The organism is Belnapia arida (genome assembly GCF_016773205.1).
GTDB classification, from domain to species: domain Bacteria; phylum Pseudomonadota; class Alphaproteobacteria; order Acetobacterales; family Acetobacteraceae; genus Belnapia; species Belnapia arida.
Genome location: NZ_JAETWB010000021.1, coordinates 31,799 through 44,702 on the forward strand (window position 1 = coordinate 31,799; position 12,904 = coordinate 44,702).

8 protein-coding genes and 3 pseudogenes are annotated in these 12,904 nt (G+C 67.1%); 3 read left to right on the plus strand and 8 right to left on the minus strand.

The window, feature by feature from the left end; translation table 11 throughout:
* Positions 1-152: 152 nt before the first annotated feature.
* The 6 genes and pseudogenes from JMJ56_RS24110 to JMJ56_RS34110 all read right to left on the minus strand — a co-directional run bounded on the left by JMJ56_RS24110 (position 153) and on the right by JMJ56_RS34110 (position 6,585).
* Positions 153-1,412 (minus strand): glycosyltransferase, encoded by a 1,260-nt coding sequence (locus tag JMJ56_RS24110; RefSeq protein ID WP_202834322.1) that lies wholly within the window; start codon positions 1,410-1,412, stop codon positions 153-155.
* 56 nt (positions 1,413-1,468) lie between these two features.
* The gene (locus JMJ56_RS24115) at positions 1,469-3,496 is read right to left on the minus strand and encodes a GumC family protein (protein ID WP_202834323.1); all 2,028 of its coding nucleotides are present in this window, start codon (positions 3,494-3,496) and stop codon (positions 1,469-1,471) included.
* Positions 3,497-3,753: 257 nt separating this feature from the next.
* Positions 3,754-4,044: an integrase core domain-containing protein gene (locus JMJ56_RS35610; protein WP_407927940.1), complete on the minus strand. Its 291-nt coding sequence runs from the start codon at positions 4,042-4,044 to the stop codon at positions 3,754-3,756.
* Positions 3,938-4,747, minus strand: a pseudogene (locus JMJ56_RS24120) (IS3 family transposase); the annotation flags it as partial. The gene JMJ56_RS35610 and the pseudogene JMJ56_RS24120, both read right to left, overlap by 107 nt.
* Positions 4,748-5,054: 307 nt before the next feature.
* The gene (locus JMJ56_RS24125; RefSeq protein ID WP_236038386.1) at positions 5,055-6,374 is read right to left on the minus strand and encodes an IS701 family transposase; all 1,320 of its coding nucleotides are present in this window, start codon (positions 6,372-6,374) and stop codon (positions 5,055-5,057) included.
* A gap of 76 nt (positions 6,375-6,450) precedes the next feature.
* The gene (locus JMJ56_RS34110; RefSeq protein WP_407927941.1) at positions 6,451-6,585 is read right to left on the minus strand and encodes a hypothetical protein; all 135 of its coding nucleotides are present in this window, start codon (positions 6,583-6,585) and stop codon (positions 6,451-6,453) included.
* Between the two features lie 52 nt (positions 6,586-6,637).
* On the opposite strand from JMJ56_RS34110, the pseudogene JMJ56_RS24130 reads away from it, so the two are divergent.
* Together JMJ56_RS24130 and JMJ56_RS24135 are read left to right on the plus strand one after the other, a co-directional pair.
* Positions 6,638-6,814, plus strand: a pseudogene (locus JMJ56_RS24130) (transposase); the annotation flags it as partial.
* Between the two features lie 140 nt (positions 6,815-6,954).
* Positions 6,955-7,925 (plus strand): annotated as a pseudogene (locus tag JMJ56_RS24135) (IS110 family RNA-guided transposase).
* 671 nt (positions 7,926-8,596) lie between these two features.
* Here JMJ56_RS24135 and JMJ56_RS24140 read toward each other — a convergent pair.
* The gene (locus JMJ56_RS24140) at positions 8,597-9,649 is read right to left on the minus strand and encodes an SDR family oxidoreductase (protein WP_202834325.1); all 1,053 of its coding nucleotides are present in this window, start codon (positions 9,647-9,649) and stop codon (positions 8,597-8,599) included.
* Between the two features lie 795 nt (positions 9,650-10,444).
* Between JMJ56_RS24140 and JMJ56_RS24145 the strand changes: the two genes are divergently transcribed.
* Entirely contained in the window at positions 10,445-11,089 is a 645-nt protein-coding gene (locus JMJ56_RS24145; protein ID WP_202834326.1) for a hypothetical protein, read from the plus strand.
* 250 nt (positions 11,090-11,339) lie between these two features.
* Here the strand turns inward: JMJ56_RS24145 and JMJ56_RS24150 are convergent, their stop codons facing one another.
* Positions 11,340-11,879, minus strand: coding sequence for a peroxidase-related enzyme (locus JMJ56_RS24150; protein WP_328702462.1), 540 nt, complete (start codon positions 11,877-11,879; stop codon positions 11,340-11,342).
* Positions 11,880-12,904 lie beyond the last annotated feature (1,025 nt).

The window sequence follows — 12,904 nt, forward strand, 5'->3', positions numbered from 1 at the left end:
GCCTGAGCGGCGGAGGCCGCGTCGCCCGGCTCCGCCGCTGCTGCTTCTCCGCCGCCTCGGGCGTCCGCGAGCGTCGCGGCGAGGCCAGCCGCGAGCCTCCGGCGCCTCATCGCATGTCCGCCGGGGTGTATTGCCATCGGCAGCCGCGGCGCTCAGGCACGGGCAATCCGTGCGCGCGACCCCGCCGCTAGCGATCCGCGGAGCGAGCGTGCAAAGTCAAGCAGGGCCGTCGCCCGGCGGTCCCAGTCGAAGCGGCCACGCGCGTGCTCAAACGCCGCCTGCTGCATGGTGTCGAGCCGCCCGACGTCCCGCAGCACAGCCGGCAGTGCGCGCACGAGCGAGGCGAGATCTGGGAATTCCAAGAAATGCCGCCCCGCAGCCAGCCCCATCCCGTCCAGCGCCCCGGCAACCGCGAGTATGGGCACGCGGTGGAAGACGAGGCTGAGCGCGCGCAGCTTGAAGCCGCCGCCGACGGTATCGGCGAGGATCGCTGCCCTCGCCCCGGCCAGCGTGGCCGCCAAGTCCGGCACGTAGCCGACGACACGGAGCCCCGGCCCGGCGGTCGCCGCCGCGCGGGCATGGAACTCGCCGTCGATGTCACCGACCACGTCAATGGACAACTCCGCGGCCTCGTTAAGACATTGGAGGCTGGCCAGCGCCTGCTCGAGAACCAGACGCTTGTGGAAGGCAGTCGTGCTGCCGAGCAGCACCGCCCGCACGGGGCTCGCCGGCGAGATTCGCCGGTCGCCAACCACCGGGCCATCGTAGCCCGGCGGCAGGACGAGCAGGGGCAAGGTCTCGTGGTCGGCCCGGAACGCCGCCAAGTCGGCCTCGGTGATGCAAGTCGCCGCATCTACCGCGCGCAGCGTCCTAGCCTCGAGCCGCGCCGCCTTCCAAGAGTCAAGGCGCAGCGCCGCCCGCAGCAGCGGGTCGCCAACGCCGGCCGTCATGCCCCGCCGGAGGCTCGCCTCGTGGTTGTGCGTAACGGCGATGACGGGCGGGCCGCCGGCTCGCCTGACATCGGTGGCGAAGCGGGCGGCGCCGCCCCACACGCCTAGGTGGTCCAGGAAGACCGCGTCGGCCTCGGCCGAGAGCGTGCGCAGCCTCGCCCAGAAGGCGGGCCGATCGAACTGGAAGGCGATGTTCGGCACGCGATGCGCCACGCTCTGCCACCCCGGCCGCTTTCGCCAGGCGAGGCGGTGCCAGTAGACGCCCGGATCTGCGTCCCGCTCCGCGCCGCCCCCGCCGTCGTGGCACAGCACATCCACCCTCGCTTGGCGGCCGAGGCTGCGCACCAGCTTAGCGGTGTAAATGGCATCGCCGCCCCGGAAGGCGTCAGACGGCGGGAAGCGAGTCGCCCAGACGATGCGCGGCCCGGCCACGGCAGGAATCAGGGCGTCCGGAGCGGGCATCGAGCTAGCGGCGGCACCGCAGGTCCGGGTAGATTCCGGCGACAGGGACACGGCCGTCATCTGGCCAGGACGCCGCGCGTTAGGGGCAGGACCGGGTTCGTCTGCGCGTATCCCTGATAGTAGCCGCAATCGTCGAGGTGGTTCGGGCGCACCCGCGTCAGCACGGTGGCAATGCGGGTGCCCTCCGGCAGCCGCCGCAGTACCTCTGCCAGTTCGGCGCGAGAGGTCCGTTCCCAGGCGACGACAAGCAGCGTGACATCCGCTTGCGGTGCCAGCAGGGCCGCATCTGCGACCCGCATGACAGGCGGACTGTCCATAACCACCAACTGATAGCGGGACTGCGCTTCTTCAAGCATTGCGCGGAAGCCCGGCGTGTCCAGCAGCCTGTGCGCCTGCGCGACGGACTGATCGGAGGGCAGGTAATGCAGCCCTGACCCGGCATCGACCCAAACCGAGTCCTGCAGGCCGCCCCTGCCCTCAATGACCGCCTCCAGCCCGCGCCCGCGCTGTGCTGGCTTCAGCCACGCAGCAAGCCGCGGGCGCCGCATGTCTGTCTCGAGTAGCAGGACCTTTTGCCCATCCAGCGCGGCGAGGCGCGCCAAGGCGGCCGCGATGCTCGTCTTGCCATCGCCGATAGTTGGCGAGGTGACCAGCACGGTCGCCGCGAGGCCGGGCGGCACGACGGACTGGAGTTGCATGCGCAGCGCGCGGAGCGTCTCGGCCACCGCCGACTGGCTGTCCTGTAGCACGAGGGCTGGAAGGGAGCCCGACAGTGCTGGTAGGCTGCCGAGGTTCGTCGAGCCAGTCACATCCAGGAGGTCGCGCGACGATTCGATCCGGCTGCGCGTTGCCTTGCGAAGCACCGCAACCGCCGATGCCAGGAGAAGTCCAGCCACGCCGCCGAGGATGCCGAGCACTGCCACCGGCGTGTTGCCCGGGCGCACCGAGGCCACCGCATCAGAGACGACGCGCGCACCGGGAAACTGCGCGCTGGCCAAGCGTGTCTGTTCTGCCCGCCGGAGAAAGACCTCGTAAAGCCCCCGCTTGGCGTCAGCCTCGCGCCGCAAGCGCGCCAGCACCTCGTTCCCGGTCGCCGTACGCTGCGCCGTAGCACGCGCGCCCTCCAGCGCGTGCTCGGCCTCCTCAACCCGGCTGCCCGCGACCGCCACCTCTCGCCGCTGCCCGGCCGCAAGCTTCTCGATCTCCAATCCGATCTGCTGGCGCAGGTCTCGCAGCTCGACCTCGCCCGCCCGCAGGTCCGGATGACGCGGGCCGAGCCGCTGGCCGAGGCTGCCGAGCCGCTGCAGCACCTCCGCCTCCCGAATCCGTAGCGCCTGCACGAGGGGGGCGCGGATCGCCTCCTGCAAGACGCCGTTCTCCAACGCTGCCTGGACGCGCTCGAACTCCTCCCGCGCCGTCGCGAGCCGGGTCTGCAGCTCCCCCACGGTGAGCGAAGCGATGGACCCAGCCGTTACCTCGATGAGCCCGCGCCGCAGCCGCTCCTCCTGCATGCGCTGCTCGAGCGCCTCGACCTCGGCTCCCAGCACGCCGAGCCGCTCGTTCAGCCAAGCGTTCGCCTGCACCGTGGCGTTGCGCTTTGCCTCGAAGTCCTGCGCTATGTAGTTGTGCATCAGGCCGTTGACGAAGGCGGCCGCCTTTTCCGCCGAGCCGTGGGCGAAGCGGATCTGCACAATATTGCTGTTCTCGGCGGCTCGGACGTCGAGCTTCCGTTGCACCGCCAGCGTGGTCTCCTCGAGCGCGTTGCGCGGCGGAGCGGCGTCCTCTGGCCAAAGCGCGGAGGCGAAGGCGCGCAGCTTTTGCAATGCGTCGGCCAGCCAATCAATAGTCTGCGACCGACGTGAACCCGCGAAGTCCGGGCCGGCGACCGCGGCGAGGCCAATCTGCGTGACCGTCTGCTCCACTAGCGCGCGAGAGCGGAGGATATCCATCTCGGTACGGACGCGCACGATTCCCGTCGAACCGCCGCCCGGTAGCTGGAGTTCCGGAACCCCCATCTCGCGGTTCTCAATAAGCAACAAACCTTCGCTGCCAAAGGTCGGCGTACGCAGTTGCGCGATTGCCATGGCCAGGGAAGCGCAAACAAGCGCGGACGTAAGCAACAACCCCAGATAGCGCCAAAGTGTTTGACAAATCTCGCTTATTTGCATGCGCACAAGGTCGCGCGAAACAGGTAGAGCCGTCCAGACACCTCCTGTCACAAGGCGTTTATCTCTCGTTTCACACTCAGACAAACGGGATCGGTTTCCGCGTGCGGCCGCAATGTGGAATGAGCTACATCCCGACCGAACATCCGGCGCAACGCTGACCCAGGGCGGCATTGTCACGCCGTTGAGCGCTGGGCGGAATGATCTGGTTGGGCCACGGTGGCCGGATGTCGATCGAGTTCACCACCTATCCTGGACTTCCCCGACTTGTGTGGACACCGGTTTAGGGGTGATAAGGCTGCGGTGAGCTCCATCTGCTCTGGGGTGGTGTAATCAAGGGCCGAATGAAGGCGCTGACGGTTATACCAGACCTCCATGAAGGCGAATACGTCGCGGCGCGCTTCTGAATGGGTGGCGTACTCGACATTGTCGACGAGTTCGGCCTTGAGAGTTTTCCATCGGCGCATTGTCGAGAGGATCGCCTTTCCGGCTTATGGAGGCGCGGGCGCCGATGCCGGCCAACGCCGCTCGATAGGCAGATGCCGCATATTGCGATCCGCGGTCCGAATGCGCGATCAAGTCTGGAGCCGGTCGCTGGCGCGCAATGGCCATGTGGAGTGCAGCCAGCGTCAACTCGCCGCGCATGTGGTCGGCCATGGCCCATCCGACGACCCTACGGCTGAAGAGATCGAGCACCGCGGCAAGGTAGAGCCAGCCCTCTCCAATTCGGATGTATGTCAGATCGGCCAGCCATATCCGGTTTGGCGCCAGTGCGGTGAACCGCCGTTCCGGCAGGTTGGGGGCAATCGGGAGGGCGTGCCGACTATCGGTGGTGCGCGGCTTGCCACGCCGGGACCGGCGCGCGGCCATGCCGTGCTGGTGCATGAGGCGGGCCACTCGATGCCGCCCGGCTCGGAGGCCCTCGGCGCGGAGTGCGGCATGCACGCGCGGACTGCCGTAGCGGCCGCGGCTGGCCTCGTGGACGCGGCGGATCTCGCCAAGCAGCTCGCGGTTGGCGGTGGTCCTGCCGCTCTCCGGCCGCCCATGCCAAGCGTAGTAGATGGCCGGGGAGACCTCCAGCACCTTGCACAGGACCCGGACGGGGAAGGTTTGGCGGTGTTCATCGATGAAGCGGAACCTCATTTCGCAGGTCTTAAGCAGATGCTGATGGCCTTTCTTAAAATGCCGCGCTCCATCTGCGCCCGCTCGAGTTCACGGCGCAGGCGGCGGGTCTCAGCCTGGTCGGCCGTTATCGCAGGCATCGTCGCCGCATGACCTTTGCCGGGCGACGCAGCAGGACGCGATGACTGCACTCCCGATGGCCGTAGCTCGCACCGCCAAAGGTTGTTATGAACCTCAACTTAAGCCACTGAGTTTGCTCGGCTTTCGCTCTGGAGGTTGCCACGAAAAAGCCTTTCGAAACAAAAGTTTAGCGGCGGTCCATAACAGCCTCTAGCACTACCTGGGCAGTCTGAAATCAGGGGGTGGCCTGAGCTTGCGTCGGCAGTGTGGACATCGGATCGGGGTGACGAGGTCGGCGAACAGCCGCGTCATGATGGCGCGGCGCACGGCCGGCAGGCTCGGCGATAGTGGCGGTCCCGGAACCTGACCCGGCATTTTTCCCCGGCCCCGCCGAGCGGTGCCCGGCGAGGCGGAGGTGCTGCAGCCAGGCAAAGGCGATGCAGGTCATCAGCGCGTGTCGGTGCAAGCCGGTCCAGGACCGTCCCTCGAAGTGGCCCAAGCCCAGCTCTTGCTTGAGCTGCTGGTGGCCTTGCTCGCACACCCAGCGCGCCTTGATGGCCGCGGCCAGCGCACGGAGCGAGGTCCGTGGCGGCAGGCTGCTCAAGTAGTATTTGCGCTCGCCGCTCGAGCGCCACTCGCCCACCAGCCAGACCTCGTCGCCGGGCATGTGCCGGTTGTTGGCCCAGACCACCCCGTCACCGACCCGGATGCGGGTAGCGGCAAAGCGCGCCACGAGCGGGCCCTTGGTGCCCTGCCGCCAAGTCACCCGGCGCCAGGGCAGGTTGGCGAGCACCGCCTCCGCGTCCTTGGGTTCCTGGTCCGGCACCGGGCGCCGCTTGCGCCCGCCGGGCGGGACCAGCTCAACATCGGCGCCATAAACCTTCTGGTTGTGCGGGATACCCACCGCCCAGGCCAAGCCCCGCTCGCTCAAGCCGGCGCGGAATGCCGCGCTCGCACCATAGCCAGCATCGGCCAGCACGATGCCGAACCGCACCTGGGCGGCGAGCAATCGGTCCAGCTCGGCCAGCGCAATCGCACCCTTGCTGCGAGCCACCACCTCTACCTCCGGCACGCCAGCGGCGCCACAGCGCTCGGGATCGGCCGTCCAGCTCTCTGGCAGAAACAGCCGCAGCCCCACAGGCACCGGCACTTCCCTACCGGCCAGCGTCAGCGAGACCAGCGCCTGGCAGCTCGCCCGCTTGTCCAGCTGGCCACAGTATTGCCGCTCCACCCCGACCGAGAGCGTGCCCTTCTTCGGCAACGCGGTGTCATCGATCACCAGCGCCGCCCGCGGCCCACCTACCAGCCGATCCGCCTGCGCGGCCAGTACCCGCCAAAGCGGGGCGTCGTCCCAGGCCGGGCTGGCGATGAAGTGCTGCAGCTGATCATGACCCGACAACCCCAGGCACGCTGCCATCGGCTGCAGGCTCTTGCGCTCACTCGGGCCCAGCAGCCCGCGCAGGTAAAGCGGCGCCCAGAGCCGCCGCTTCTTGTGCCCAACCGCGGCCAGGAACGGCTCCACCCAGCTGTCCAGATCAGGCATCGTGCGGCCCATCGCACGCCTCCCTAAACCAAGCCTTCTCAGCCCAGTTCAGACAACGCCCATCAACCACAACAGTGCCCAGGTAGCGCTAGGTCCGCAGGACTGACTGCTCAATGCCGAGTTCCTGCGACAGCTGCCACAATGGCCGATCGCTGCTCTCCAACAGCGCCACCGTCTCCGCCTTGAACTCGTCCGTGAAGTTCCGCCTCGTCTTGCTGGACATCAGAACACCTCGCTCCTCTCGAGCTTAGCAGCGGTGTCCACCATCTGCGGGGAGGTCCATGGACGACTTGATGCGGGCCGTGGGCCTGGGGGGCGTCTCCAAGAGCTAGGTGTCGCCCCTCTGCGCTGAGATCGATGAACGCGCCCGCGACCTCCTCGCCCGCCCCATCGAGGGCGAATGGCCCTACCTCTGGCTCGACGCCACCTACGTGAAGGTCCGCGAGGCAGGCTGCTATTGAGTACCTCCACTTGTCCCCGTTTACTTCTGATTTTTCCTTCACCTGATGGGAAGGATGCCCCCTGCTCCGCGGCATCGAGGTGCCATAGTGTGGTTGGTGCTGAGCCTGACCACGAGGGAGAGGAGGCATCCATGGAAAAGGTTAAGACAATCGGGCTCGACTTGGCCAAGAGCGTTTTCCAGGTGCATGGGGTCAATGCAGCAGGCGGGGTGGTAGTGCGGCGCAAGCTCCGCCGGTCAGCCCTGCTGGAATTCTTCGCGGCCTGCCGCCGGCGTTGATTGGCATGGAGGCCTGTAGCGGAGCGCACTACTGGGCGCGCGAGCTCACCCGCCTCGGCCATACGGTCCGGCTCATGCCACCGGCCTACGTGAAGCCCTATTTCAAGCGCGGCAAGACAGACGCGGCCGACGCCGAGGCGATTTGCGAGGCGGTAACACGTCCGACCATGCGCTTTGTGCCGGCCAAGATTGAGGCGCAGCAGGCGAGCCTGGTGGAGCTCAAGGTCCGCGACATGCTGGTGCGCCAGCGCACCCAGACCGTCAACGCGCTGCGCTCCCATCTTGCCGAGTACGGCATCGTGGCGGCGCAGGGGCGCAAGGTTTCCGAGCTGATCGAGGTAGTCCGCGATGGCGACGATGCCCGGCTGCCTGATCTGGCACGCCAGGCGCTATGCGAGCTGGTGACCCAGATTGAAGCCCTGGAGGAGCGCATTGAACGGCTCGACCGCCGCATGGTCCGCCATGCGCGTGAGGACCAGACGGCTCGGCGGCTGGCGGGCATCCCCGGCATTGGGGTGATTGGCGCGACAGCCCTGGCCGCGATGGTGCCCGATCCGCATGGCTTTGCCTCGGCGCGGCACTTTGCTGCCTCGCTAGGCCTGACCCCGAAGCCGCACTCGAGCGGTGGCAAGGAGCGCCTGGGGCGGATCTCCCGGCAGGGCAACGCCATGTTGCGCCGGCTGCTGGTGCTCGGTGCTACGAGCCGCCTGCGCTATGCCCGGCGCAGCCCGGAGGCAGCGGATTGGGCCACGCGCCTGCTGGCGCGGCGGCCCTTCAAGGTCGCGGCTGTGGCGCTGGCCAACAAGATGGCCCGCATCGCCTAGGCCTTGCTGGCCCGGGGAGGGACCTACACCACAACCGCGACCGCCTAGGCGGTCGCGTCCGAGCTCGCCGGGCGCCGCGCCCGGCGGGGGCCAAGGTGCTGAAGCGACGATGACAGCGAGAGACCGGTGAGCCGGTGACGAGACAGGCCGTTTATCGCAATGCGCCACCCGAGCGCGCTCACCTGATTGCCCCTCGTTCCGCGCAGCTCATCAGGGCTCGCGGCCAGACCGGCCGCATACTGAGGCCGTACACATGACCGTACCCGTGCTCTCAGTGCCAGAGTTGTAGACGTGTCTTGACCCGCAGGGCCATTCACACATGCGATAAACCCCCCTTCTCGCGTGTTCCACCGGCCTGCCCTTTTCCCTCGCCTGCGTCCCCGAAGTTGCTGTCATCCGGGAGATAACCGAACCGGCGATCCCAAGCCTCCTCCACACTCGCGATCGCCTAGCCGGCCGAAGCCTTTGCCCGGCAGTCCCTTCCACGCGGGACGCTGTGTGCCTACCGCGGTGGCCGGCGGGGCCCTACCGGCTATGCCAGAGACCGTAAGCCGACCACCTGGCCGACCTCGCCCCACCCATAGCCGCGGCATGTCGCCAAGCACCTAACCGCCATCGGCCAAAAGACGCCGCCAGGGGACGCGCGCCAGGGAGCACTCTCCTGGCAGCTGTTACCTGCGGCGGTGGTACCGGAGGCGAGAGGTGTTGGTCCCTGCGCCAGCCAAGACCGCACCCAGCGCCGCCGCCATGAGCCCGGCCACCAGCGCCGCCGCCTTGCCGGGATTTATCTGCGCGTCCAGCAGCAGGCTCCTGCCACGTGGGGCCGGTCCGGCGAGGCTGCTGCGTTCGGAGAGATCCTCCTTCGGCTCGTACAGGTTGTCGCGCCGCTCCGCCCGCCCGGGGTCCTCACTCGTCTGCGTCGGCTTGGCGAGCACCTCCATGGCATAGTCGGTCAGCCGGGGTGCGAGCGCGCCGCCAAGGCTGGTCAGCCAGCCCGCGGTCCCGACGTAGAGATCGCGCACTGGCGTCTCGCAGGCGTGCAGAATGGCGCGTGCGGCGACCCGAGGATGGTAGGCCGGGGGCGGATTCCGAGTGCCCTGTGTGCCCATGGCGTTGCGGGCATGCTCCATGAAGGGTGTATCTATCGGCCCGGGTTTGATCAGCGTAACCGAGATCGGCAGCCCTTCACCCTCGAACTCCATCCGGAACGCGTCGGTAGCGTTCTTCACCGCACCCTTTGCCGCACAGTAGGGGCCCTGCAGCGCTATGGCACGGTCACCCAGCACGCTGCCGACGTTGATGATTGCTCCGCCCTGGTGCCGGAGATGGCGCGCAGCGGCGAGGGTGCCGTGGACCACACCCCAGTAGGTCACGTCGAACAGGCGCCGCTGGTCGGCGAGGGAGACGTCCTCCATCCGACCGTAGATGAAGGCGCCGGCGTCGTTGACCCAGGAGTCGAAACTGCCGAAGGCCTCGACGGCCTTGGCCGCAACTGCGTCCACCTGTGCCGGGTCGGCGACGTCGGCCACCTGATACTCAGCCCGGCCGCCGCGGCCCCGGATCTCCTCTGCCAACCGCTGCAGCGCGTCCTCGTTGCGGGCGACCAGCACCACCGCGGCACCGCGCTCGGTGGCCATGCGCACGGTGGCCAGACCGATGCCCGAGGTCGCACCTGTCACGACGATGGTTTGCCGCGAGAGCGGCTTCAGACGGACTCGCGGCAAGGAAGTTCTCCCAGGGTTCGGGTCTCAATCCTACTTGGTGAAGCAGTTACCACCGACAAGCCTGCGTCTATGGATACCGCTTGACGGAACGGCGCTCTGGCATTCGGTGCGCAACTTTGACGACGCGCTGCAGCCCGTGGCTCACCGTCAGCGTGAGGCGCTTCGCCAAGCCGTTCTCCGCACCAATCCCGCTGGCGGAAAGGAATCGCACCTTCGCAGGAAGCAGGTGTTGATCCTTTATGCTGAACGAAGATTGTCTGAATATCCGTCTCGGCGATTACCTGGATCGCCGTCGAGAGCTTCTTCCTGAGGCCGCCATCGATGTGGCTAGGGCTGAGGGTGATGCATCGCCAGACGACACGGAAAGTGGCGGGTAGCGCGAGGCAAGCCTGGTAGATGTAGCCGAGACAGACTCCTGGCCCGACTGCCAGCAGGCGTATCACCTGTAGCCGTCCGGTTCATTGCTGCGACGCGAAAGCGTCCCGCTTGTTTGCCCGGGACGTCGGCGCGTTAACGACGCTGCGGGGGCGGAGATAAGGAATGTGGATGGAGCAGTTGGGCGCCTTCGCACAAGCGTCGGAGACACTCGAGGTTGCGCGCTTGGTGCGCCGGCCCGGTTTGGTGGCGGAGATGCAAGCACGGCTTGCGCATCACGGGCTGCTAGACCCGCCGGCAGACGGCCTCCTCGACCCCGCCTCGCAATGGGCGCTCGGCGCCTTCTGTCGCGCAGTCCGCCTGCCTTTCAACAGCGCGCTGGCGCCACCCGTCGCTGCTGCTCTGCTACAACAGGATCCCGTGCTGCCATTGCAGCCTGATGACAGCCTGGCGGGGCGGATAGTTGCAGCCTCTATCCGGCATAGCCATTGGCTATGTCGCCATCCCGACTGCGTCAACATCGTCTATGTTGAAGGCGTGGACGAGCAGGGGTGTGAGGTGCTGCGCCGGCGTGACGCCTTTGACGATCTGCGGGTGCTGCTGCGCATCGCATCCGGAGGGCGCCCGGAAATCGTGGGCGCTTGGCACGCGACGACCGCCTCGGGCCGCGCAGCGGTGGAAACGCCTGCCGAGCCCGAAGGCGCGCCGCGCCTTGCGGCGGGCCAGCATCGCGCTTGGGTCATAGGCCGCACGGCCATCGGCACGGAGCTGGAGCAGGAGGCTCTCATTCAGGCTCTGCCGCTGCTGGTGACGCGGGATGCTGACAGGAACTTCCGGCGCAAGGGTGACCCGCCGGAGCGGGGCATCTTCCTCATCGACCAGCATGGCGGCCACGACGCGCCGCGTGAGCGGGTGGGCGGCATCGGTGCGGGCTGCTTGGTTGGTCGTAGCCAAGATGGGCATCGCAGCTTCATGGCGAGGTTGCGGGAGGATCCGCGCTGGCGCGTGAACGCTGCCCATCTCTTCACTACGTCCATCCTGCAGGCGAAGCAGGTGGCTAGCTGATTAAGCCTTTGTCCGGCCAAGTCTCGGAACTCAAACCCGAACACTATAAGGGAAGCAGATCGTAACCTGCGATAATCCCCGTTGGGGGCAGGTTAGCTCCACTGCCCGCTGCTCGCGTCTGCCCAGCAGCGCTACAGCTGCATCTGACCCTGAGCGGACTCTGCTGGCCAAGCACCGGCTCAAGACGCAGAGCCGGTTTCCGGTGGCTCGGCGACGCACTGACGTGATCAAGTGGTGGTGCGGCCCCGTCCTATCTGCCCATCGTGTAGAACTCATCGTTGGGCCGCATGCTGGTGACATTCGCCATACGGTTCGACATGCCGAAGAAAGCGGCGATGGCCGCGATATCCCAGGTGTCCTCCTTATGGAAGCCGTGCTCCGCGAGGGTGGCGAGGTCGTCGTCGCCCACTGCATAGGCCTCAAAGGCGACCTTCATCGCGAAGTCCAGCATGGCTTTCTGCCGCGGCGTGATGTCCGCTTTGCGGTAGTTGATGGCGATCTGGTCGGCGATCAGCGGGTTCTTCGCCCGGATCCGGAGGATCGCGCCATGCGCGACGACGCAGTACTGGCACTGGTTCGCATTGCTCGTCGCCACCACGATCATCTCGCGCTCGGCCTTGGTGAGGACGCCAGGTTTATCCATCAGGGCGTCGTGGTAGGCCATGAAGGCTCGGAACTCGTCGGGCCGGTGCGCCAGCACGAGGAAGACGTTAGGGATGAAGCCGGCCTTCTCCTGCACCGCGAGCAGCCGCTCACGGATGTCCGCCGGCATCTCCTCCAGCGTCGGCACGGGAAAGCGGCTGATAGCGAATTGCGTCTGTGCGGACATGGTGTTGCTCTCGTCTGGAACTGTGAGGTGGGCGGGGCTCAGCCGGCGATCATCCGATCGGCCGTCGGGATGACATCGGCCAAGGTGATATCGGCGGTGAGCGCGGTGAGGTGAACTGGCTGCCCTGATCGGTATTGAAGATCCTCAACCGCCTGAACCGCGCCAAGGCTTCCTCCAGCACTTGTCCGCCTGCGGCGGCACCTCATGACCGCAGCCCGGTACCGGCATGCCCGCGCTGAGGCTTTCGGGGTGTGGCAGCAGGAGACCTGCGCTCGGACGGCGGTGTGACGACGCATGTCGTCACGCAATGCGTCCCAGCGCGGCTGTTGAGCAAACAAGTTGGCAATGCCTAGGCGAGGGCTCGCCGACAACCTGATCTCGGTCGCTGCGTCGACGTCCCTAACGAAGTTCTGCAGACATGGCGCAGTGTGCAGCGCAATCCAGGTGCTGAAGGCTAGCAGGACCAAGCTGCCGACCATCAGCTAGGCAGCGCGAATCACCGACTGCTGCCAGTCTGGCCGCCCTGCAAGAAGTTGCCAAGCACCCGACCCAGTGCCCGGCCCGCCTCTCCGCCCAAGCCATCCTGCGGCCGGCGGAACAAGGCTTGATCCTGAAGCCCATAGCGGACACTGACCGCTTCTGCCGTGTTCCTTGAGCCTTCTTCTTGGGCGCGCAGCGGCACGCCATCGCTTGTGACGCAAACGCGTATCGGTCGCCGCTTCGGTGGAGCCGATCTCGGCAGCAGGCGCCAGACCGTACAAGGCAGGCCCGCCACTCGATCAACACCCTCACGCCGAGCCTGAGCGGACAACAGCTCACGCTCAGATTCCTCGGCTCGGCTTGCCAGTTGCGGCAGGTCGAGCGTTAGCCCGGTACTGTCCTGGACGGCGAAGGCACGGCCTGCCGCCTGGTTGATGATCACTCGGCTTCCTGGTGGCAATGGTATGCCGCCGATAGATGCCGGTTCACCAGGCTCAGCTTCGGCC

Bases quoted from the DNA above. Each gene is read 5' to 3' on its own strand.
- JMJ56_RS24110 (WP_202834322.1), bottom strand. From the start codon at position 1,412: ATGCCCGCTCCGGACGCCCTGATTCCTGCCGTGGCCGGGCCGCGCATC.
- JMJ56_RS24115 (WP_202834323.1), bottom strand. From the start codon at position 3,496: ATGGCAATCGCGCAACTGCGTACGCCGACCTTTGGCAGCGAAGGTTTG.
- JMJ56_RS35610 (WP_407927940.1), bottom strand. From the start codon at position 4,044: ATGCGCCGATGGAAAACTCTCAAGGCCGAACTCGTCGACAATGTCGAG.
- JMJ56_RS24125 (WP_236038386.1), bottom strand. From the start codon at position 6,374: ATGGGCCGCACGATGCCTGATCTGGACAGCTGGGTGGAGCCGTTCCTG.
- JMJ56_RS34110 (WP_407927941.1), bottom strand. From the start codon at position 6,585: ATGTCCAGCAAGACGAGGCGGAACTTCACGGACGAGTTCAAGGCGGAG.